This is a genomic window from Lysinibacillus sphaericus (genome assembly GCF_000600105.1).
Lineage (GTDB): Bacteria > Bacillota > Bacilli > Bacillales_A > Planococcaceae > Lysinibacillus > Lysinibacillus sphaericus.
On sequence record NZ_CP006837.1, the window covers coordinates 2,358,124 to 2,380,299 of the forward strand.

The window sequence follows — 22,176 nt, forward strand, 5'->3', positions numbered from 1 at the left end:
TCCTAAAGAAAAAGCTGTCGCATTGCCGTACGAGACGACTTCTGCGACAGCTACAGTGTTAGTTTGTTGTTCCCTCTGTTTGTTCTTTTACACCAGAGACAAGCTCTTTTGCTTTTAACAGTTGCGGATCTTCTGATTTCATTTTTTCACGTAACGCATCCATCAATGCGTAAGTTGTTTCGTTCGTTATAATGCCTGTTTCTTCAAGCTTATTATCAGCTTGCAATTTTTTCACAGCTCGTTCTGTATATTGGTCAAAGATACCGTCAGCTTTTCCAGGTTCATAGCCTAGCACTTCTAACATTTCTTCAGCCACTTTGACAGAGTCTGACTGCAAGCCCTCTTTCATTTCAATCGTCGGGTCTAAAATTGGTAAAGAAGCATAAGCTGGATACGCTACTTTTACATCCGGTTCAATGCCTTTTTCATTAATCCAGTTACCATTTGGTGTTAACCATTTACCAGTTGTGAATTTTAAATTAGAACCATCCTTTAAAGGTGTAACATTTTGTACAGTTCCTTTACCGAACGATGTTTCACCAACAATTTTAGCACCTACAGATTCTTTTAAAGCACCTGCTAAAATTTCCGATGCCGATGCACTGCCATTATCCACTAGAACGGTTACAGGTACATTATATTTTTTCCCTGCGACAGCTTTTGTAATAACTGGCTCCTCGTCTTTTTGCTGCACTTGTACAATCGCTTTACCTTCTGGTACAAATAAATTTGAAATTTCAACCGCAGCATCTAAGTATCCACCTGGATTTTGGCGTAAATCAAGGACAATCCCTTTCATGCCTTTTCCTTCGTACTCAACAAGGATTTTCTCTAGCTCTTTTGCTGTTTCTTCATTAAATGATGTAATTTGGATATGTGCAATATCTCCATCTAGCATTTCACCATAAACCGTTTCAACAGGAATTTCATCGCGAATAATCGTCATTTGAATAGGTTCAGCATTTTCGCCACGTTTCACTGTAAGCTTTACAGGTGTACCCTTTTCGCCACGAATAAGTGCTACTGCTTCTGAAGCGCTAAAGCCTTGAATGCTTTTACCATCTACTGTTAAAATAATATCTTTTGGTAATAACCCTGCTTTTTCAGCGGGTGAATTTTTAATAGGTGACACAACAGTAATAAAACCATTACGTTCTTGAATTTCAGCACCGATACCCTGGAAGCTTGAAGATAATCCCGAGTTAAATTTTTCTGCTTCATCCCTTACCATAAAATCAGAATACGGATCTTCTAATGCATTAAACATGCCGTTAATGGCGCCATCCACTACTTTTTCATCATCGATATCTTTGTAATACTTGCCTTTAAGCATATCAAATGCTTCGTATAGTTTTGTAAATTCCGCACGTTCAATTGGGACTTTTACTTCTACCACTTTCTTTTCACCGAAAGTTAACGCAAAAATGGTTAAGCCCGCGGTAATTAAGATTGTAAAGAACATCAGCATAATAAACTTAAACGGCTTCATCTGAATAAATTGGCCTGCAGGTTTTACCTCTACTTGTTGTATTTGCTCTTGCTGTTGTTCCAAACCATCTTTTTTCTGTTCATCCATCTTGATTGTCACCACTCTCATATACACTAACTTGTTGTCACACTATTACCATCTTAACAGGTTATAGAGGAGACGAAAAGAAAAAGAGTGTCAAAATTTCATGACAGCTCTTGTCCCCCCTACTAACTTCATAAAATTGTACATTAATAAGCTACTTTTTTAGATTCCATACGTTCGCTATTAATAGCACAATGGTCTAAAAAACTTCCTATTTTACAATTTTTCATGAAAATGTGCCTCAGATACCTTCTGAGGCACTGCCCTTAGCTGCTAAGTTTTAAGTATATAATAGTACTGCCTTTCTATTTTACTCATTTCCTAAAAGTAGTCAACTAAAATACTTTTATAATTAGCCGATGAGCCATTATGCATCGATAATGTATGTCAGTTGCGCTAATTTAGCAGCCTTTATTTTATTTTCTGCACTTTTAGCAGCACTAATGCCTGTAAAAGTCCCTGTTTTCACCCGAAACTTAGACCCCTCCTGCTCAATATAAGCTACCCAGCCAAAACGTTTTCTCATCACATCTAACACGCTTATTGCTGCGTTTCGTGTACTATATGTTCCTGTAATAATTCGATACTTCGATAACTCGGTAGGTGGTTTTTCGGGCTTTGGCGTATCTTTGCTTGTTACCATTTCCAAAAAATTAGTCCATGAGATTTTCCCTGCACGCATATTTCTAGGACAGTTTTTGCCACTAAAATAATAGTGTTGCACGACATTTTCGATAGCTATATTTTCATCATTCATTATTTTTGCTATTAAACTCGCCGCATTTTTTACTGCCTTATTATAATCTCCATCGCTATTAACACATATTTCAACTTGAATGCCTTGTGTATTGCCTATATACGTTCCAGCTCCCCAGCATTCCCAATAATGTTCAAAAGATTGTATGGCCTCTTGATCATCGACTTGCCAATGCCAACTAGCATTTCTACTATTACCGTTTATTTGGAGTCGAGCATGGGCATCTGCATCTGCACCAACGCTTGTATTGTCTGTTTCATGAACAACAATATATTTTTTTGCATTGTTTTTGCCATTTGTAATTTTTGCAGCTTGAGTCGCAGCGACTAATTTTTGACGTATTGATACCACGCGATTCCCCCCTTCCAAAAGTAGATTCGTTTTCGCTTTCTAAAATGACGTATTTATTGTAGTGTTACTTTCCTTAAATAGTGTGTATAGACTATCGTGCTTTCTTTTATAGTATGTGTTCGCACTCATTTTGTTTGTGTTTTTATATACTCTCATTTACAAAACTACAAGACTTTCGTTATGCTAATTGTAGTGATTACGTGCTTCAATAAGAATATTAGTAGATTGTGGAGAAAGCTTAAAATAGCGGATTTTACTTTCGGTTGCCAAAGAATGCAAAGGACAAGGACAGCATCCACATTGGCAATCCAATTCAAAAAACTTATATTAGTATTAGTGGAGACGCGTGAAATATTTGAAACCATTTACATAACGTATATACAACAAAATGGATTGGAGGAGGACAAAGTGGAGACTTGGTCTATCTGACATGGGGAAACGTAAAGTCCAATGCCATCATATGGACACTATCACATAAAATCACACTAATAGATTTAGCTAAAGTTTGAAAAAGTGAAAAAGAAATGATTTGGAGGGAATCACATTGTTAAAAATATTACGTATATTATTTTCAATAGTGGGCATATGTTTGGCATTGTATGGCTTCATTACAAAAGACTATAAGTTTCAAGCATATATGATACTATTTTTAGGCTTAATGATGTTAATAATGGGTATACAAGAATTTCAACACCAAAAGAAATTTACAGGTTGGTTATTAATCATCATATGTCTTTTTTCTTTTTTTGTAGCTATTCAAAGTTTTACTTTACTTTGATAACCGTTTTTTATAAAAAGATATTGTCACTATATAATATGAAGTCGTTTTCATTAACCTCCTGTTTTTAACCATTAACTACCAATAATAACGGTGCTATGTTACAATTATTTGAAAATAATTGCTAGCAAAGGAGGTGAAATTGGTATGGCTTATCTAAACGATTTACAATATTATTTAGATAGTAGTTCTATTGGTTTGTTATTAGAACTTATTTTAGTTACTACTTGCATTTCCACAATTATTTTCTTCACCACGAAAAACAAATATATTTCCTATTTAGCATCGGCACCTATATTTTATTTTATGTCACAATGGTTTTATCAAAATACCCATTTATTATTCATCATCATAGCAATGACGGTACAAGCCTTTGTTATTGTATGTATTCAGAAGAAGCAAATTAGTCAGGATGCAAGTTTAAAGAGCGAAACACTTTAATTATGATTCTACGAATTAGGACTTATGCCATTTACATTAAGTGTAATCGGCTAAGTCCTTTTGTTTAAGCATCAAAACATTAGAATAGTGATTGGAGGTATATAAGTGATTTTGAAAATACTGAACTCTATTATTGGAATATTGATAATATTTATTGGGTCTATTTTCATAAATATAACCGTCTATAATGAAACAATGAAAACAATGACTTATAAAGGTTTTGGCTTTTTCATGATGATTGTTGGTATTTTATATCTCAAAAACTTCGCAAAAATGGGAAAGCAATAAATAACTCAAAAGGATAGCACTAATGGTCATTTACACACACCAGATAAATGCATTTAATTTTCAGAATTTTTTCCGTGCCTGTCACTCCCAGTTTCCCAGGTTAAATCTTTATATCATACTTGACAACTTGGTTTAATAACCGTATTATCAACTTCATATATTAGTTAGAGGTGATCTGGTGAATTTTCAAAATCAAGTAGCACAATTACATACACTTTTCGATGAAATTGTAGCAAATCGTCGTTATATGCATATGCATCCTGAATTATCATTTGAAGAAGACAATACAGCCATTTTTATTGCCGAGACTTTAAAAGCATATGGTATCTCATTCCGCGAACGAGTTGGTAAAAAAGGAATCGTCGCTAGCATTGATGGCGCATTACCAGGAAAAACAATCGCGTTCCGTGCCGATTTCGATGCTCTTCCAATCAATGATGAAAAGGACGTGCCCTATAAATCCACTGTACCTGGCGTTATGCACGCATGTGGACATGACGGACACACCGCTGCACTACTTGCATTCGCTAAAATCGTGCAACAAAATAAAGAGCAATTAAAGGGCTCTATTCGTTTAATTTTCCAACCTGCGGAAGAAAAACCACCAGGTGGCGCAAAATTTATGATAGAAGATGGCGCACTTGATGGTGTGGATTATGTATTTGGCGCTCATTTAGCGTCGGACTTACCTTTAGGAAAACTTTCAACTGCCGCTGGTCCAATTATGGCCTCTGTTGACGCATTTACGATTAAATTATTCGGGAAAGGTGGACATGGAGCCTATCCACATACAACGAAGGACTCAATCATCGCAGCGACTCAGCTTATTCAAAACTTCCAGCAAATTGTTAGCCGCCGAGTAAATCCAACTGAGGCTGCAGTTGTCACTGTTGGTAGTTTACACGCAGGAAATGCATTTAATGTTATTGCAGATACTGCTACATTAGAAGGTACTGTTCGTACATTAAATCAAAATGTACGTGACCAGATTGAAAAAGAGATTTTCGCTATTTTAGAAGGCTTAAAAGTTTCAAATTATGTAGACTATGAAATCGATTATTTAAAAGGCTATCCAGTGTTAATTAATACAGAAGAAGAATCTGTAGTAGTGGAACAATTAATAAAAGAGCACTTTACAGCAGAAGCGTTTGATATGAAAACGCCCGTATTAGGCGCGGAAGACTTCGCCTATTACTTACAACATGTACCTGGAAACTTTATTCACGTCGGCTCTGCGAATGAACAGGCAACTACACAATTCCCTCACCACCATCCGAAATTTGATTTTGATGAACGGGCATTGTTAAATATCGCGACAATATTTTTAAAAATTGTTGATTATTGCGGTAAAGTCGAATAAAAAATGAAACGGATTTGAAGAATTAAATTTTCAAATCCGTTTTTTCGTTTGCAGAGGGAAAAAATGTAAGCGGAAAATGCTAAATGCAAAAAGGGACAAATCCGAAAACTAATGACTTTTACGGATTTGTCCTTTTACTACTTTGAATTATGTGGGTCCAGTGCATCTCGCAATGCATCCCCGATATAGTTAATGGCTAACACTGTCAATAATATGAAAATACCTGGTGGAATCCAAAGCCACGGTTGATCCGTTAAAATCGAAATCGACTGGGCATTAGACAGCATATTTCCCCAGCTTGCATCTGGTGGCTGTACACCTAAGCCTAGAAAGCTTAATGCTGCTTCATCTAATATTGCACCTGCAACGCCAGATGTTGCATAAATCAAAATTGGTGCAACCGTATTCGGTAAAATATGCTTAAACAAAATACGTGGCGTACTATATCCTAATGCAATACTCGCTTTCACATAGTCTGATTGCTTAATCGCTAAGACATTTCCGCGCACAAGTCGAGCAATACCAGGCCAACCTAATACCCCTAAAATTAAAATGATATTCGTTAACCCAGGCCCTACAATACTTGCTACAACTAAAATAAACAAAATATATGGAAATGACATAAACATATCTGTAATACGCATTACAATGCCATCTATCATGCCACCAAAATACCCAGAAATTAAACCTAACACCGTACCGATAATCGCAGAAATTGCCACAGCTCCGATACCTACAGCTAGCGAAACACGTGCTGCATAAATAACTCGACTCAACACGTCTCGTCCCACTTGATCAGTTCCTAGTAAGTGCTGCAAAGAAGGTGGTGCACTAAATTCACCAGTAATTTCAGCAGGGTCAAATGGAGCAAAAATCGGCGCAAGAATGGCTGCCATCGTTACAATCGCTAAAAACCAAAGTCCCATTACAGCTAATTTGTGCCGTTTGAATCGTTTCCAAAACATGTCCTTCGTATTCGATATAGCAGAATCTTCACGCCAAGTGACCGTTTGCTCTGTATCATATTGTTTTTTATTAAAATATCGCTTAAATATACTCATCGTTTGCCACCCCCAACATAGCTTTTACGAATACGTGGGTCGACAAATGCGTATACAATATCCGTTAAAATATTGGCAGCTATTACTACGAAAGCTGCCACGAGGTTTAATCCCATAATCGTTGAGTAATCTCGACTCATAATGGATGAAAGTGTAAGCTGACCGATTCCCGGCCAAGAGAAAATTTGTTCGATGACAACTGCCCCACCAAATAAAATCGAAACCTCTAAACCGACAATTGTGACAATTGGAATTAAAGCATTTCGCAACGCATGTTTATTCACGACATAAAATTCCTTCACACCTTTTGCACGAGCCGTACGCAAAAAGTCTTGTCCCATAATTTCAAGCATACCCGAGCGCACATAACGAATGTTCCGCCCAGCAACGTTTGCGACAAGCACCGTCACTGGTAAAATCATATGCCATATAAGTGAGCCAAGGCTTCCTTCAGAACCTAATTCTTTCATACCGCCTGAAGGCAACCAGTTTAATTGAATCGAGAAAATATAAACTAATAATAAAGCGAAAAAGAAATTTGGTATGGAAATCCCTAAAAATGAACCCGTTACAAATGTATAATCAAGTTTTGAATATTGCTTCGTCGCACTATAAATGCCAATTGGAATCGCAATCATTAACCCTAATACTAAAGCTGTTCCCATTAAAATAACGGTCGGACCCATGCGGCTGGCAATTAACTCTGTTACGGGCTCATACGTAATCATCGAATAGCCTAAATCGCCATTTAACACTAAGTTTTTTAACCAATGCCAATATTGAATGTAGGCTGGGTCATTAAGCCCTAGTTCTATCATTTTAGCCTCTCTTGCCGCATCTGGTAGCTTGGGGCTTACAAGCATATCAACAGGATTACCTGGTGCCATTCGCATAATAATGAAGTTAATAACCGATACACCAAATAGCACGGGGATGGCGATTAATAATCGTCTTAAAATATAGCCTATCATGCATCTATCCCCTTTTCACGCTGAATAATACTTCGTTTCGTCGGATCTGGCTTTGGATAAGCACTTAATAATTTTTTTGTATAGTCATGTTGTGGGTTTAAGAAAATTTGCTCTGTCGTACCCATCTCCACAATTTTGCCTGCATACATTACAGCTATTCGATCACTAATATATTTCATTGCACCTAAACCGTGCGCAATAAATAAATACGTTAAGCCCAATTCATCTTGAAGCTGTTTAAACAAATTTAAAATTTGCGCTTGAATCGATACATCTAATGCAGATACAGGTTCATCACAAATTAATAATCTAGGTCTTACAGCTAATGCCCGAGCAATGCCGACACGTTGGCGTTGACCACCAGAAAACTCATGTGGGTACCGTCCCTTGGTCGTCGCTGGAAGCCCCACTAACGCAAGTAATCGCTCTACTTCCTGTTGTATTTCATGCGTGGGGACAATTTTATGTACGCGTAGCGGTTCTGCAAGTAATGATCCGATTGTTTGTCTTGGATTTAGTGAAGAATAGGGATCTTGGAAAACAATCTGAATTTGTTGACTTAGACTTACGCGACCTGTTCGATAATCCATTTGTTGACCATCAAATAAAATTCGGCCACCTGTTTTCGGTTCTAGGCCAATAATTGTTCGCCCTAATGTTGATTTTCCACAGCCTGATTCTCCTACAAGCCCAACTGTTTCACCTTCATAGATTTCGAATGAAACACCATCTACCGCTTTTACATAATCGGTTTTTAAATTCATAAACCCCGTTTTATATGGATAGTAAGTTTTAACATCTTCTAATACAAGTAACGGAGAGTTATTTCGTTCAGCTTTGATTGTCATGACTACTCTCCTCCTTGTGCAATACCTTTTGCCATTCGAAGCATCTCGTTTTATGGCCACTATCGACTTCAATTAATGGTGGTTGTTGTTTTTTACATTGCGCTGTTGCAAAAGCGCAACGATTTGCAAAACGACAACCTACAATATTTTGGTACCGTCCCGGTATCGTCCCTGGTATTGCCTTCAATTGTTTACCGTCAAAATCCATGGATGGAATAGAATCCATTAGGCCCAGTGTATACGGGTGTAATGGTCGCTCAAATAATGTAAAAACATCAGCTTCTTCGACAACTTGCCCTGCATACATAACGATGACACGATCTGCCATTTCTGCAACAACACCTAAATCATGGGTAATAAGTAAGACAGCTGTTTGTAACTCCGTACATAAATCATTCATTACGCGCATAATTTGCGCTTGTACCGTGACATCAAGTGCTGTTGTTGGTTCATCCGCAATTAATAGTTTTGGTTTACATACTAAGGCGATGGCAATCATGACACGTTGACGCATTCCACCTGATAATGAAAATGGGAATTGCTTCATCACGCGTGTAGCATTAGGAATACCCACTTTATCTAACATATTTTGCGCAATTGCTTTTGCTTCCTTTTTATCGACATCTGTATGGAGTAAAATGGTCTCTACTAGCTGATGACCAATTGTAAAAACAGGATTTAAGGCGGTCATTGGCTCTTGGAAAATCATTGAAACTTCATTCCCACGTAACGGTTGAAACTCTTTATCAGAAAGTGCTGTTAAGTTTTTACCTTCTAAATTAATCTCACCTTGCACAATTGAACCGCGCTTCCCTAATAGACGCATAATAGAAAGTGCCGTTACGCTCTTCCCGCTTCCCGACTCTCCTACAATCGCCAATGTTTCGCCTTTTTTCACATCAAAGCTTACATCGTCGACACTGACTACTTTTCCATATTCAGTTTCGAAAGCCGTTTTCAGCTGTTTTACGCTCAGCAAACTCTCCATATAAACACGTCCTATCTCTCTATTTAACAGTCCACTCATGTACGTTAATAAACATACCGAAGTCGCTTGGTGTAGCGCCTTGAACACGTTTATTTACTGCTCCTAATGCTGTTGTTGCATAAATGGAAGGCATTGGTACTTCTTGTTGTGTTATTTCTTGTAATTCACCATACAACGCTTTTATTTTCACTTCATCTACTTCAGTCGCTAATGCAGCTAAAATTTCATTCACACGTGCATTGTGATAAGCGTTTGGATTGCCTTCCCCTAAGAAGTAAGAAATATCAGGAAGTGGATTAATCGGTGTAATCGATACTGTTAAAATCGCTAAATCATATTTCTGACTTACAATTTCATCAATAATCGTTCCGAAATCCATCATTTGGATTTCAGCTGTAATACCTGCTTCACGTAAGTTTTCTACGATGATGTTTGCAGCCTGCTCTAATGTTGCATCACCTGATAACACAGCTAATTTCAACTTTTTGCTTGAATCCCATCCAGACTCCGCTAATAATTGTTTGGCTTTTTCTAAATCATACTTAACGGGTTTAACATCTTCATTTAAGTATGGGCTGTTGCTTGGGAAGAAGCCATCTGTTACTTCACCCGCACCTTTTAATAGATTATCAATAATTAATTGACGGTTCATCGCATATGAAATGGCTTGACGTTGCTTGGCATCCGCTACAACATTTTCATTAATATACATATATTGTGTAGCTAATGGTTCACCATAAGCCGTTGTTAATGTATTTAAACCTTGCACATTTGCATAATCTGATACCGGAATAACACCTGCAGACGGTATGTTCATATCAATTTCACCGCTTTTTAATTGAGCAGCAATTTGATTTCCTTGTAATACCTTAAAGTTTAATTGATCTAAAGAAGAGGCACCTTTGAAGTAATTTTTATTGGGTACCATTTCTACATAATGTGAACGATCCATTTTTGAAATGATGAATGGACCAGATGTAACGGTTGGATTTTGCATAAAATCACTTGCATTTAGCTCTTCCACTGCAATTTTTTCAAGTTGTGCCTTTGGTAATGTTAATAAATAACGCCCTACTGTATCTTGGAAAATCGATAACGTTGTTGGTTTTTTGTTTTAATTTGAATTGTATCTCCATCTACTTTTGTCACGCCAGAAATAGAACTAGAACCTTGTGGTAAATAACCGCTATCATCTAAACCTTCCACAATAGCAAACATGTACGCATAATTTGACGCTACGACAGGATTTGCCATTAATTGCAATGTGTAAATTACGTCATCTGTTGTAATATCTGTACCATCTGTCCATTTTGCTTCTTTGTTTAAGTTAATTGTAAATGTTTGATTATCTTGTGTTGTAATAGAATCAGCTAACATTGGCTGATAGTTTAATTTTGAATCTAAATCAACTAATGGTAAAAATAATAGATTTGAAACATAAGTAGAAACTAATCCACTTGGTTGTAATGGATTAATGTTACTAGCTGGGTACGTAACACCGATATTGACAACATTTTTATCACTGCTTTTTCCCTTAGAAGAAGGTTCATCGTTACCACATGCTGCTAAAACCACTAGTACTGCCATTGTTAATAACGCTAACATAAAATTTTTCGAGTTTTTGAACATTGTTATTTCTCCTATTTCTCTAAATTAGGTGCTTCATTATGAATGTAATGAAATGATTTGCTTTTCGCCCGCTTCAATCTTACTTTGTATACGATTACTTAAAGGAGGCATCGGACAGTTAAAAGAAGATGAAAATGCGCATGGCGGTAAAAAGGCTTTATTAAAATCAAGAAGTACCGTATCATCGTCTAATTGTTCGATGACTAACATACGACCCATACTATATGTTTCGTTACCGCTTGTTGCATCTCGGAAAATAATAATTGAATATCGCCCAGATTGAAATGGTCGAAGCCTATAATGTACTCCGCCAATTTCCACTTCAATGACCCCTATTGAAGCATGGCTACGCGCTGCACGATGAGCATCACCCGTATGAGAAAATTCAATCATCGCATCATCTTTTATAAGCTTTCCGTTATAAATTGCTTGTTTGTTCATTTCGTATGCAGCAATATGGCTAAACGTTTGCAGTGCAGGGCTGTTTTCATCCCAAATGGCTAATAAATGCATAGAGCCAGGCTGACTAGTTGCCATTGCAGAGATGCCATTCGGCGTTTGCACGATTGTTTCATCCGCAATTATATGCACCTCACTTTCCACTAGCACGCCGTTAATGAATAATTGGTCTTCAGCAGTTGCCGTTAATGTAAGCCCTAGTTCGGATGGACTTGTCGGCTTCCAGCTTCCAGCAATTTGTTTCACTGTTGTTTCACGCATTAACTCATGCATTGCGATTAAAGTTAAATCACCTTGTGCACCCGTCACGTCTATATGGCGTTGCTTATGCCAGGCTTGTAATTGTTCGGTATACATATTTGCCTCAGTCCTTTAATAAAAATTCACGTACAACGTTTAAGAAGTCTTTATGTTCCTCGATAAATGGCATATGACCACTCTTTTCAAATACAGCCAACTGTGAATTTTTAATTAATGAATGCATTACTTCTGACTGTGTTAATGGCGTAATCCAATCGTGACGGCCTGCTACAATCAAAGTAGGTATTTCAAGATTAGCAATTTGTGCGCGCACATCGTATTGTGGCATTAAATATTTGAATGTATAATTTGTAATTTCTAAAGATCCAATTGGACGGCTTCCTGTATCACCACCTAGTTCCTCTTGATAATCGTACCAATATAAATCCCAGCAAATATCCCACCATTGGATTAAATGATTGTCATCACGAATGTTTCCTTCAAATAACTCTGGAATAGTTTGAACTTGTTGTTCCGTTCCAATACGTTGCGCAAACGCTTTAGCTTCTTTATAGAAATCATAGCTTGGTGCAGTGTTAACTAGTAATAACTTACTTACCGATTGTGGGTAGCGCGTAGCATATACTTGGGCAATCATTCCACCAAAAGAATGTCCTAGTACAGCAATTTTATCTAAGCCTAAATAATTACGTAACGCTTCAATATCATCCGCTAACTGTTCGAATGTTGCTGTCGTCACATCGATACGCTCTGATTGACCGTTGCATCGTTGATCTAAATAAACAATCTGGTAGTATTCGGCTAGTGGCGTTAACCACGGCTTAAAATCGGAGTGATCACTACCTGGACCACCATGTACTGCAATAAGCACCGGTTTTTTTACCATCTTTGGTCCTAGTGGAATATACCCTGAACCTTCTACATCAAAATAAATTTTCGTTCCATTAATCGCTGCAAACATTATGTTCCTCACTTTATTAGATTAATTTTATTTATATAATAATTAAAACTACTTAGTTATTATCTTAATTCCTATTTGTTTAGTCAAGTTTTTTCGCAATAGAATTACTAGAGTGAAAGTTGAGTAAAATTATATTATAAAGTTATTTTTTCATAAATAAATACTGTTTTCGCGCAAATAACATTTTTTACACTAAAATTAGTCCTTCAGTGTGAAAAACAGCAATTTCTAGTATATTGGGTCAATTAATCCGGACATAACTAAGTTCTTTGTTTTTCTAATATTACAAAAATTAGAATTAAGTAGGACTCCATGGACAACCATAACACTATCAATCCCATGGAATGAACATCGCTAAAAAAACAGCTTGCCATGTACAATTTATTATTGTATTTCGCACAATACCAAAAACTGCTTAAAAGCAAAAATTCTTTAAATAGGGCTTCAACTATTTCTCCTCTAAATCAAATATTTAAACTATAAACTACTTGCTATGATTTATCAATTTCTTTTATTGTGTTGCGAGAGTGCTAAACAATTTAATTTTCCGTTTAGCGTTCCCCCTTCATGCTTCATGCCCGTCACAATAAAAAGAGCAATCCGTTCATATTTTCGGATTGCTCTTTCGTATTTATTCACGTGCTACTCTGCGTCCACCATATGGGATGCAAAGTTTTCGTTATGGATTTCTTCATGAACAGGGATGAAGATGCTAACCTGCTCGGTAGGTTCGACATCGTCATTGGCAACCGAGTGAACGACCCCTTTTGGTACAAGGAAAGTGTCCCCTTCTTGATAGGATTTCCACTCCCCATTTTGCAGAAGTTTTACTTTCCCTTTTGTAATATGAATTACTTCTGCCACGTCGTGATAATGGGGCAATACGGCTCCACCTACTTCTATGCGTTCTCTTAAGACCGAGCTAACACTGACGCCGAGTTCATTTGCCTCTTTGGCACTTAGAAGCTCGCGGTGATAGACTTTACGGTGCTCTGTAAATACATTCCACTTTAATGCTTCGCCAATTTTTACTTTCGTTTTGTTTTCGTTCATTTCCAATTCTCCTTACTATACATTTTCATTTACTTGTAATAGCTGATTCAGTTGAAAATAACGGTGCCTGTCTTACCAAGAATGGCATCCTTTGCTTTCTCTAGCGAAGTGATGATTGATTTGCGACCTTGTTTCCCCTTGACGAATGATATGGCTGCCTGAATTTTTGGAAGCATACTGCCTGGTGCAAAATGCCCTTCTTTCATCAACCTTTCTGCCTCTTCGATCGATAACTGATTCAGGTTTTGCTGATTTGGTTTCCCAAAGTTAATTGCGACTTTTTCGACAGCTGTCAATATGAACAGAAAATCTACATTCAACTCATCCGCTAAACATTTACTTGCTAAATCTTTGTCAATAACCGCTTCTACGCCGATTAAAGCATGATTCTTTTCCTCCACTACAGGTATACCCCCACCACCAACAGCGATGACAATACGCCCTGCATTGACTAAGTCTTGGATAATATCTTTTTCAACGACTTTAACCGGAGCAGGCGATGGAATAACCCGACGGTAGCCACGTCCTGAATCTTCTATATAATGGTCACCCGTTTCAGCCATTAATCTTTCAGCCTCTTCTTTTGAATAAAAAGGACCAATTGGCTTTGTTGGATTTTGAAAGGCGTGATCGTTCTTATCAACTACTACCTGACTGACAACTGTTGCAACTGATTTGTTAATTGAGCGTTTTAACAGTTCCTCATGGAGTGCATTTTGCAAATGGTAGCCAATATACCCTTGGCTCATTGCCCCACATTCAGCAAATGGCATACTAGGAATATTTGCATGTTCCTTTGAGCCCTTTTCGAATGCCAAATTGATAGAACCGACTTGCGGCCCGTTACCATGGGCAATCACTACTTCATGACCTTGTTCAATTAAATCAACAATTGGCTTGGCTGAATCGTGTACTAATTGTAGTTGCTCTTCAGGAGTAGAACCGAGTGCATTTCCTCCAAGCGCTATTAATATTCTACTCATTTGCCTCTTCCTCTCCATATAGTTTATAGAAACGAAGCAATCCTTTTTCGAAGCATTCCTTTGGAGGATGGACAATGCCTGCGCCAATCTGCCCGATTCCTGCTACTTTATGTGCCATGCCGGTATTAATAACAGGAAGAATGTTTGTTTCAATCACTTTTCGAACATCAATTCCAAAGGCAGCTCCGCGGAAATTTAGCGTTGGTATAGCATAATTGCTATTTTCACTTACTGTAATGTCATACATTTGTTCGCTATATTGAATAGCATCTTCTACCTCTCCTCCAACAAATTGAACAATTGCAGGCGAACCGCCCATCGCAAACCCACCAATTCCCATTGTTTCCGTAATGGCACTATCCCCTAAATCCCTAGTTGCATCCTGCTCTGAATAGCCTGGGAAATATAAGCCTTTAATAAAGTTTGCCGGTGCGGTAAACCATTCCTTGTCACCTAGCCCGCTAATGCGAATACCAAATTCAACCCCATTCCTCGCCATTGTCGTAACAACCGTGGAATATGGAACGCCGTGTCCTGCATCAAGTGAAGCTTTACATGCTGGCATGGACAGGTTCAAGAAATAGTGTTCATTGTTTTGAATAAAGCGCAAGACCTCTCGCAATGTGTCCGTCTTGCAATCTGTTTGCATAAAATAGTCAGTCATTTCCCTATAGAAAAGGCTTGTTGCTGCCTTATTGCGGTTGTGGCACTCATCTCCCATATGAAGAGCCTGCGCGATGATGGCTTTTAAATCTATGCCATCTGTTAGGACAAGTGCCTTTTTCAAAGCCGGAGCAAAAACATCGCGCAGCCACTTTAGCCGATCAATTACATCGCTAGAAAAAGCACCAAAACGTAGCACTTTGCCTAGACCTTCATTAATCGTACAATATGCCCGGTTTCCATGTGTTCGATTTTCGATGATATGCACTGGCATGGAAGGAGAGACGATGCCCGCCATTGGTCCCACTGTTGAATGCTCATTGCATGAGCCAAATTCAATTGCTCCAGCCTCAATCAATGCTCTTGCTTGTTCCTCATCCGCTGCCATCCCTTCAAAAATAAGTGCGCCAATCACTGCCCCCTGCATCGGACCCGCCATGTTTTCCCATGCAATAGGAGGGCCAGCATGCAGTATTTTTTTGCTGTGCATTCCAGGTATGACATCAATAGCTAGTCCAATATCAATTAAGAAAGGGTGTGCATCTTTTATGCGTTGTATCGATTCTTGATTCGCCTTTTCCACTTTTTCATTTTCCTGAAAGAAATCTAATGCTTCGAGCAATTGTAGATTGCCCCCTGCAGGCGGTTGCCAGTCCACTTGGATGGTTTCAACGCCTTGCAGCTCCAAATCTTCTTTAAATTTGGATGTGCCGATATTAATTACTTGTAATGGCTGATTAAAAAGCTCATTCGCTGTACTCAATTTAATTGACCTCCTTTTGTACAAGCATCGCGGCAATTCTTGTTGCCATTTCATTGCTATCGGCAACAAAAGCGCCTATAGATTGAAGTTTCTTTAGTTGCTGCTGATAATCTTGTTTATCTTTAGAAGTGCCGCAAATATAAGTAACGATTGGCAAGTGCCTTCCTGCCTGTGTAGCCTCGTCTCTTGCTAATTGAAGCGTCTCTAGTGTTACACCTACCGGATCTTCATGGGCACCATATCCCAATTCAAAGTCTAATAACAGAACAGCAGTTTGAGGGTCTCGTGCTTCTTGAAGAATCCGCTCATTTCTAAGTGAAGGCTCTATCATCGGATGTGGTTTACCTTTTGTAAATTCATCATCGCCCATATCAAGCAACGTATGACCTACACTATAGGTAATGTCGTTAAGTTTCTCTTCCTCTTTTTTAGCGACATTACTTTTGACGCTTTTTCCTGAAGAACGGAGAATGGATAATGCTTCTGCTGTCAGCGTACCACCGCAGAATAATCCACGAATGTCTTGCTGAACATCTGCTAATTTTGCTTTTTCTTCAGCAATCCATCGTTGAACGCTCTTTGCAATGTCCGTTTCGATTACGGCTTGCGTATCAAGTAATTGAACAGATTTGCGGGCAGCATCAATTAATGTAGGAGAAAAGTTGGCTCCTGCTGCCTCAACTGCTTTTGCATCACCATCTAAAAAGCAAACTACAACGGGTTTTCGGCATTTTTTCACTTCTGCAAGAATTTTGTCCTGAACATTTCGCGCTGGAGGTTTAGAAATTAATGTGATGACCTTTGTATTGTCATCGTTCTCCAATGCTTGAAGCCCTTGAAGCATCATAATTCCGCCGATTGATTCATGGAGATCGCGACCTCCCGTACCAATTGCCTGTGTAATACCGTAACCAAGTCGATCAATTTGTACCGTCACTTCCTGTAGCCCTGTTCCAGAGGCTGCCACTAGTCCAATGCCTCCTTCGCTTACTTTATTGGCAAAGCACAGTCCACTGCGATTGATAATTGCTGTCCCGCAGTCTGGCCCCATAACGAATAAACCGTTGTCTCTCCCTATTTCCTTCAAAACTTTTTCATCTTCCATACTTACATTGTCACTGAACAACATAACGTGCATGCCTTTTTTTAAGGCTTGACTCGCTTCGCGCGCTGCATATTTTCCTGGAACGGAGATAATCGCCATATTAGCATTCGGTAAGAGATGCAATGCAGAAGTCAGCGTTTTCGCTGTATGATAATTGTCTTTTCCTTTCTTTACCTTTTTGGAAGTTAATTCTGTGTGGATAAGTGTTATCACTTCCTCTGCTCGCTCATCTGTATCTGTAATCAAGGCAATAATTAAATCATTTCCCGTAGCTACTTTCGCCTCATCCGTTAGCAGACCAATGTTTTCTAGCAACTCTTTGTTCATTTCGGTTGCCATCGAAACAACGGCCTGCTCGACGCCATCCATACGATTTATTTTGCTTGATAGTGACATTAATGTTACCGAGTCATGATAGGCGTTACTTTCTATCAATACTTTAGATGTCATAATTATTTTTCCTCCTTTAGGTCGATAAGCTGTTGATATGCTACGCTAACACCAGTCAGCATATCTGTCCCAGAGGTCGATCCCATTTCTAAAATACGCTGTAAATGAGGGATTGGATTACCATCTATGTTGTCCAATACATTAAGTAAAGCTTCGTTGACCTGTCCCTCCAGGCATTGCTTTAGCATAAAATAGCTTACCGTAGTCGTTCTACCTTTCAATCTCTGCAACCATTTTGCGCTACAGCTTTCCATTTTTTTATATAGTGGGGATTCAAAATACTGCCAGGTAGCTAATAACCCTGTTAGAAAATCAGCGCCAGACGGTGTTAACCCCATGCCAAGTCCCGCAAAGTTATCAAAAAACCTGTCAAACTTATCTGCCTTCATATCATCTTTTAGCTGCTCTAACCCTTCAAGAAACGGGGAGAAATAGATATTTTTTCGTGTAGCCATAGGAACCTCCCAGTCTGGATACGTGAAGCTTTTCCACGCCGCGTAGATTCCTCCTGTTGCTCCGTGTTGTAGGATAAAATTGTTTAATAGCCGCAAGCGGGATACAGTTGGCTTTAGCTTTGCTTGACAGTGCGGCTTAATATTCCTATTCCAAATGGCCGCATTGGAAAAATCCCATTGCCAATCGTTGATTTTCAATAAATTATAATCAATTAAACAAATAGATTTAGTCAACATTATGGTCGAACACATCATAGAAAAATAGTCATTCTGACAGGTTTTCATCATGCTAGGTGATTGAATCACCTCGTTCTTTGCTAAAGAAAAGAGCATTGTACCGTCATCAGTTGTGAAATTTACTACATTATCGAAAACACTGTGGACTACTCCAATTGGTTCACCAATTGATTGTTGGCGCATCCATTCAAGTAGACGACCGTCCATCTGATTGATTTTACCTGTATATGTTGGAATCATAGATATCACCATATTCTCATGATAGCTAGTAGAATTACGGATACGGGCATGCATTGGACATGTGAATGTAGCATGCCCTCAACTGTTTATTCTCTTAAATGAAAACGCTTTAGTAAATACTTCGTGCAAATGCTTTCTTCGTTAATCTTCAAGTGCAACAAGCAAATTTTTCGATGGAGCTGTCCACCCAAAGATGCCACCTTGCTGGTTAATCATGTGAATGGAGTCTTCATGGTCTTTTGGATCAAATGCTGCTGAGCAATCTTCAAGTAGTAAACAGTCAAATCCACGGTCATTCGCTTCACGAATCGTCGTTTGAACACAGACATGAGTCGTTACCCCTGCAACAAGCAAATGTGTAATACCTTTATTGTTTAAAATCACTTCAAGATCTGTTTGATAAAAAGAACCTTTTCCAGGTTTATCAATAATAACTTCGCCTTCAACAGGCTTTAGCTCGTCCACAATATCATGACCATACTCACCACGGATAAGAATTCTTCCCATTGGACCTTCATCACCAATGCCTGCTCCTTGCTTGCTGCCGCGTTTTAATTTACTTGGCGGGCAATCTGATAAATCTAGGCGATGCCCTTCACGAGTGTAAATAACCATCATGCCCTTCTCACGTGCAACTTCCAAAACCGTCTTAATAGTAGGAATAATAGAGCGTGTTAGCGTAATATCATTCCCTAGCTTTTCACCAAAGCCACCCGGTGCACAAAAGTCACGCTGCATATCAATAATGATTAACGCTGTTGTTTCTAACTCAAATTCAAAACTATAAGGTTTCGCTTCTATTGTATATACTTGATTCATGTAGATCTCCCTCTCGAATGGTATTCAAAACATCTAGCTTTAGAAAACTGACCGCAATGATTTTTTTGATGAAACGGAAAATAATACAGGAAAAACTTGAGTCCATTATATGGAGATAGGCAACTTAACTCAAACGTTTATAGTCCGACGTTATAAGTTAGCCTAATGAAGGAAGAAGATTTTATGTCTTTTTAGAAAAGACGCAGGACAGCGTTTACTAGCTCAGCACCTAGAAAGATTCCTACTACCCCAACAATACCAATAAGAGGGGGAGCCGGCACTGGTAGCTTGATGAATTTGAATAAAATGCCTACAAGTAAACCTCCTATGAATGACAAGATAATCTGCAACATCTTACATTCTCCTTTTTTAGTGGGATGTATTCATTAAAAACCGCATAACCCAACATTTTCTGGTGGTTCGTTTACGTACTCACATTTCTCTTTTCTTTGAGAGAATTGAAAAGAGAATCCATTAGTACACCTCCTAAAAATATACCTACCATTCCAAATATACCTACCAAAGGAGGGGCAGGTAACGGTAACTTAACTAAAGAAAATAATATCCCTACAATCAAACCACCGGCTAAAGACAAAAGATAGTCACGCATTTCCAACACTCCTTGTATTCCAAAGTGTAATACAGAAACTAAATACCTAAATCGTCTATGATGACTGCTGTTTATTGAAACCTCCCTCCTTCAATACCTACATGATAGCATTTGAAAGCGTTTTAATCATTGTAAGAAGTTGATATTTATTTCACTTTTAATTGGCAACTTTCTACAAAGCATAACGCCTTTTTTACAAAAAAAAGACATTGTCGAGAAGACAATGTCCAACGTAAAGTCGTCGCTAGGGTTCTTCACCCTCACCCTTTTTTCAGTTGTAAGTATTGATGCAATTGGTAAGCTAATGAAATTTCTGTTAATTCGAAGCCGTCCTCACCGTCGATGCCAAGTTCTTTCAGCTTATTGATTCGGTAACGCATCGTATTATAATGAACAAACATATCCTCTGCCGTTTTTTGCACATTTGTATTATTTTTAATGTAGTACTTAAGCGTTTCTAAAAGATTTGTATTTTTCTTTTTATCATATTCGAACACTTTCCCTAATTTTTCGGTTACGAAATCTTCCAGCATGTAAAGATTATCAACATAATGAAACAGTCGGAACAAGCCGATATCGCCATAAAAATGAACGTAGGACTGTTTTTGTAAATGTTCTTTATAAACTTGAAACACTAATGTTGAATTGTCATAGTACTCTTTCATTTGGTTAAAATGATGGACTGTATCGGATATACTAACCCCAAGATGTCCATTTTTCTCAAACAGCGTGACTATTGTGTCCCCTAGATTTTGGAGTTTTTTCCGAACATTCTTTTCAGACACCAGACTAATAAAACATACTAAAGAGTCATTAATATAAAGAACTTTGCAATTTTCTATCGGAACATCCACCATTTTAGAAGCCGAGCCCTCAATTAGACCTGAATCAAGCATTTTGTGAAATATCGCCAATTTCTTTTCGCTATCTTTCTCATTTGTTTTGATACTTACTAGAACAAGCGGAAATTGCAAGTTCCATCTAAACACTTTCGCTTTTTCAATCATTTCTGTTTGGGAAGTATATTGATTATGAAAAATGTCTCGGACAAAACTGCTTAAATGATTTCTTTCTTTTTGAAGCAATGTTTGCTCTGTTTGAAATAAAAAAGCGATTATAAAGGAGGCTTGTTCAATAGCAATAATTAAATCCTCTGTTAGATTTTTTTCTTTTTCTAACAATATGACCAAAAAGCCATAGTCATTGCCTCCTGCAAAAATGCACTGAATAAACAAATCATTTTTGTCATAAACGGTATCATCGACTTGCACAGAAAATGTGCTTTTGCTCGCATCTGAATTGTACGCCTTGTGTTGGATTGAAATTTTATGTTCGTTGTGAAGTGAAGACCCGACATATTCAAAATCATTGTTAAGAAGCAAGACTGGGGCATTAACAAGACTAGCAATCGAATGCACGAACTTGTTGACATCTGTGCCCTCCAATAATAACTCCAGTAATTGCTGATGCATCTTATTTCGAAATTCCAACAGCGATGTCTTTACGTCTAAAAACTTTGTCAGTACTTGATTAGTGAGTGTAGATAAGTTTGCACCATCTGGTAGCTTCATTAGCGGAATACCAAGTTCATTTGCTTGCTCCACCATAATGGTTGGAATTTCAGCGACATATCTTCCTGGCTTAATGGCAATTCCTGCAAGATTCAATTCAGCTAATTTTGGAATTAGTGTTTCAATATGCTCTGGTTTATCAGCAACAGGATACAAGGTAGTGAGTAGCAATCCGTTTTGATCGATATATGCGTAAATATCCGGAACTTCCATAAAATAGACATTTTCAACTCTGCGGCTCAATCCAGCCTCTCCTGCAAGGACTTCTACATCTTCAAATCCCTCCATGTTCAAAACATCACTTATTGTAATAAACATATTATCACTCCAGACGAGAAAAAAAGTTCCCTTATTTTCGTTTATTAGACCGCATGCATTATTACGTGACAGCTTCATGATGGATGGTTGTGGTGCTACCAAAGAAAAAACACACCGACAACCCATTTACTTTCAATGGATACTTCGTCAAACAAGATGTTTTTATTATAACACGAATAGCGA

22 protein-coding genes are annotated in these 22,176 nt (G+C 38.1%); 3 read left to right on the forward strand and 19 right to left on the reverse strand.

Going from position 1 to position 22,176, the window contains the following annotated elements:
- Nucleotides 1-58: 58 nt before the first annotated feature.
- Together T479_RS10935 and T479_RS22830 are read right to left on the reverse strand one after the other, a co-directional pair.
- Nucleotides 59-1,576 carry a lmo1851 family serine protease gene (locus T479_RS10935; RefSeq protein ID WP_025219563.1) on the reverse strand — a complete coding sequence of 506 codons (1,518 nt, stop codon included), beginning with the start codon at nt 1,574-1,576 and terminating at the stop codon, nt 59-61.
- Between the two features lie 364 nt (nt 1,577-1,940).
- The gene (locus T479_RS22830; protein ID WP_025219564.1) at nt 1,941-2,681 is read right to left on the reverse strand and encodes an N-acetylmuramoyl-L-alanine amidase; all 741 of its coding nucleotides are present in this window, start codon (nt 2,679-2,681) and stop codon (nt 1,941-1,943) included.
- Between the two features lie 637 nt (nt 2,682-3,318).
- On the opposite strand from T479_RS22830, the gene T479_RS24055 reads away from it, so the two are divergent.
- The 3 genes from T479_RS24055 to T479_RS10960 all read left to right on the forward strand — a co-directional run bounded on the left by T479_RS24055 (nt 3,319) and on the right by T479_RS10960 (nt 5,548).
- Entirely contained in the window at nt 3,319-3,459 is a 141-nt protein-coding gene (locus T479_RS24055) for a DUF3953 domain-containing protein (RefSeq protein ID WP_227665460.1), read from the forward strand.
- A 147-nt stretch (nt 3,460-3,606) separates the two neighbouring features.
- Nucleotides 3,607-3,900, forward strand: coding sequence for a hypothetical protein (locus T479_RS10950; protein ID WP_024361620.1), 294 nt, complete (start codon nt 3,607-3,609; stop codon nt 3,898-3,900).
- 466 nt (nt 3,901-4,366) lie between these two features.
- Nucleotides 4,367-5,548 (forward strand): M20 metallopeptidase family protein, encoded by a 1,182-nt coding sequence (locus tag T479_RS10960; RefSeq protein WP_025219567.1) that lies wholly within the window; start codon nt 4,367-4,369, stop codon nt 5,546-5,548.
- Between the two features lie 137 nt (nt 5,549-5,685).
- Here T479_RS10960 and opp4C read toward each other — a convergent pair whose 3' ends face one another.
- From opp4C to T479_RS11040, 17 genes are all read right to left on the reverse strand, one after another.
- Entirely contained in the window at nt 5,686-6,609 is a 924-nt protein-coding gene (opp4C, locus tag T479_RS10965; protein ID WP_025219568.1) for an oligopeptide ABC transporter permease, read from the reverse strand.
- The gene (locus T479_RS10970; protein ID WP_025219569.1) at nt 6,606-7,580 is read right to left on the reverse strand and encodes an ABC transporter permease; all 975 of its coding nucleotides are present in this window, start codon (nt 7,578-7,580) and stop codon (nt 6,606-6,608) included. Before T479_RS10970 ends, opp4C begins: the two co-directional genes overlap by 4 nt.
- Nucleotides 7,577-8,428 (reverse strand): ABC transporter ATP-binding protein, encoded by an 852-nt coding sequence (locus T479_RS10975; protein ID WP_024361614.1) that lies wholly within the window; start codon nt 8,426-8,428, stop codon nt 7,577-7,579. The genes T479_RS10970 and T479_RS10975 overlap by 4 nt, the downstream gene beginning before the upstream one ends.
- Entirely contained in the window at nt 8,412-9,416 is a 1,005-nt protein-coding gene (locus T479_RS10980; protein ID WP_025219570.1) for an ABC transporter ATP-binding protein, read from the reverse strand. The genes T479_RS10975 and T479_RS10980 overlap by 17 nt, the downstream gene beginning before the upstream one ends.
- Nucleotides 9,417-9,435: 19 nt before the next feature.
- On the reverse strand, nt 9,436-10,506 hold the full coding sequence (locus T479_RS24060; protein ID WP_081769891.1) for an ABC transporter substrate-binding protein: 1,071 nt from the start codon (nt 10,504-10,506) through the stop codon (nt 9,436-9,438).
- Entirely contained in the window at nt 10,488-11,045 is a 558-nt protein-coding gene (locus T479_RS24195; protein ID WP_052599482.1) for an ABC transporter substrate-binding protein, read from the reverse strand. Before T479_RS24195 ends, T479_RS24060 begins: the two co-directional genes overlap by 19 nt.
- 36 nt (nt 11,046-11,081) lie before the next feature.
- Nucleotides 11,082-11,861 carry a DUF1684 domain-containing protein gene (locus T479_RS22845; RefSeq protein ID WP_025219571.1) on the reverse strand — a complete coding sequence of 260 codons (780 nt, stop codon included), beginning with the start codon at nt 11,859-11,861 and terminating at the stop codon, nt 11,082-11,084.
- A gap of 7 nt (nt 11,862-11,868) precedes the next feature.
- Nucleotides 11,869-12,726: an alpha/beta fold hydrolase gene (locus T479_RS10995; protein WP_025219572.1), complete on the reverse strand. Its 858-nt coding sequence runs from the start codon at nt 12,724-12,726 to the stop codon at nt 11,869-11,871.
- Between the two features lie 642 nt (nt 12,727-13,368).
- Nucleotides 13,369-13,779 (reverse strand): cupin domain-containing protein, encoded by a 411-nt coding sequence (locus T479_RS11000; RefSeq protein ID WP_025219573.1) that lies wholly within the window; start codon nt 13,777-13,779, stop codon nt 13,369-13,371.
- 47 nt (nt 13,780-13,826) lie between these two features.
- Nucleotides 13,827-14,762, reverse strand: a complete 936-nt coding sequence (gene arcC / locus T479_RS11005; protein WP_024364808.1) for a carbamate kinase — start codon at nt 14,760-14,762, stop codon at nt 13,827-13,829.
- Nucleotides 14,755-16,188: a YlbE family protein gene (locus T479_RS11010; RefSeq protein ID WP_024364807.1), complete on the reverse strand. Its 1,434-nt coding sequence runs from the start codon at nt 16,186-16,188 to the stop codon at nt 14,755-14,757. Before T479_RS11010 ends, arcC begins: the two co-directional genes overlap by 8 nt.
- A gap of 1 nt (nt 16,189) precedes the next feature.
- Nucleotides 16,190-17,743: an acyl-CoA synthetase FdrA gene (fdrA, locus tag T479_RS11015; protein ID WP_025219574.1), complete on the reverse strand. Its 1,554-nt coding sequence runs from the start codon at nt 17,741-17,743 to the stop codon at nt 16,190-16,192.
- A gap of 2 nt (nt 17,744-17,745) precedes the next feature.
- Complete coding sequence (locus T479_RS11020; protein WP_025219575.1) at nt 17,746-18,675, reverse strand: oxamate carbamoyltransferase subunit AllH family protein; 930 nt, start codon at nt 18,673-18,675, stop codon at nt 17,746-17,748.
- A 141-nt stretch (nt 18,676-18,816) separates the two neighbouring features.
- Entirely contained in the window at nt 18,817-19,494 is a 678-nt protein-coding gene (locus tag T479_RS11025) for a cysteine hydrolase family protein (protein ID WP_025219576.1), read from the reverse strand.
- A 191-nt stretch (nt 19,495-19,685) separates the two neighbouring features.
- Entirely contained in the window at nt 19,686-19,847 is a 162-nt protein-coding gene (locus T479_RS11030) for a XapX domain-containing protein (RefSeq protein WP_024364803.1), read from the reverse strand.
- A gap of 71 nt (nt 19,848-19,918) precedes the next feature.
- Nucleotides 19,919-20,104, reverse strand: coding sequence for a XapX domain-containing protein (locus T479_RS11035; protein ID WP_024364802.1), 186 nt, complete (start codon nt 20,102-20,104; stop codon nt 19,919-19,921).
- Between the two features lie 260 nt (nt 20,105-20,364).
- Nucleotides 20,365-21,993 (reverse strand): PucR family transcriptional regulator, encoded by a 1,629-nt coding sequence (locus T479_RS11040; RefSeq protein WP_025219577.1) that lies wholly within the window; start codon nt 21,991-21,993, stop codon nt 20,365-20,367.
- Between the last annotated feature and the right edge of the window lie 183 nt (nt 21,994-22,176).

Excerpts from the sequence above, each read along its gene's own strand:
- T479_RS10935 (WP_025219563.1), bottom strand. The coding sequence starts at position 1,576 with ATGGATGAACAGAAAAAAGATGGTTTGGAACAACAGCAAGAGCAAATA.
- T479_RS24055 (WP_227665460.1), top strand. The coding sequence starts at position 3,319 with ATGATACTATTTTTAGGCTTAATGATGTTAATAATGGGTATACAAGAA.
- T479_RS10950 (WP_024361620.1), top strand. The coding sequence starts at position 3,607 with ATGGCTTATCTAAACGATTTACAATATTATTTAGATAGTAGTTCTATT.
- opp4C (WP_025219568.1), bottom strand. The coding sequence starts at position 6,609 with ATGAGTATATTTAAGCGATATTTTAATAAAAAACAATATGATACAGAG.
- T479_RS10970 (WP_025219569.1), bottom strand. The coding sequence starts at position 7,580 with ATGATAGGCTATATTTTAAGACGATTATTAATCGCCATCCCCGTGCTA.
- T479_RS10975 (WP_024361614.1), bottom strand. The coding sequence starts at position 8,428 with ATGACAATCAAAGCTGAACGAAATAACTCTCCGTTACTTGTATTAGAA.
- T479_RS10980 (WP_025219570.1), bottom strand. The coding sequence starts at position 9,416 with ATGGAGAGTTTGCTGAGCGTAAAACAGCTGAAAACGGCTTTCGAAACT.
- T479_RS24195 (WP_052599482.1), bottom strand. The coding sequence starts at position 11,045 with ATGTTCAAAAACTCGAAAAATTTTATGTTAGCGTTATTAACAATGGCA.
- T479_RS22845 (WP_025219571.1), bottom strand. The coding sequence starts at position 11,861 with ATGTATACCGAACAATTACAAGCCTGGCATAAGCAACGCCATATAGAC.
- T479_RS10995 (WP_025219572.1), bottom strand. The coding sequence starts at position 12,726 with ATGTTTGCAGCGATTAATGGAACGAAAATTTATTTTGATGTAGAAGGT.
- T479_RS11000 (WP_025219573.1), bottom strand. The coding sequence starts at position 13,779 with ATGAACGAAAACAAAACGAAAGTAAAAATTGGCGAAGCATTAAAGTGG.
- arcC (WP_024364808.1), bottom strand. The coding sequence starts at position 14,762 with ATGAGTAGAATATTAATAGCGCTTGGAGGAAATGCACTCGGTTCTACT.
- fdrA (WP_025219574.1), bottom strand. The coding sequence starts at position 17,743 with ATGACATCTAAAGTATTGATAGAAAGTAACGCCTATCATGACTCGGTA.
- T479_RS11020 (WP_025219575.1), bottom strand. The coding sequence starts at position 18,675 with ATGATTCCAACATATACAGGTAAAATCAATCAGATGGACGGTCGTCTA.
- T479_RS11025 (WP_025219576.1), bottom strand. The coding sequence starts at position 19,494 with ATGAATCAAGTATATACAATAGAAGCGAAACCTTATAGTTTTGAATTT.
- T479_RS11030 (WP_024364803.1), bottom strand. The coding sequence starts at position 19,847 with ATGTTGCAGATTATCTTGTCATTCATAGGAGGTTTACTTGTAGGCATT.
- T479_RS11035 (WP_024364802.1), bottom strand. The coding sequence starts at position 20,104 with ATGCGTGACTATCTTTTGTCTTTAGCCGGTGGTTTGATTGTAGGGATA.
- T479_RS11040 (WP_025219577.1), bottom strand. The coding sequence starts at position 21,993 with ATGTTTATTACAATAAGTGATGTTTTGAACATGGAGGGATTTGAAGAT.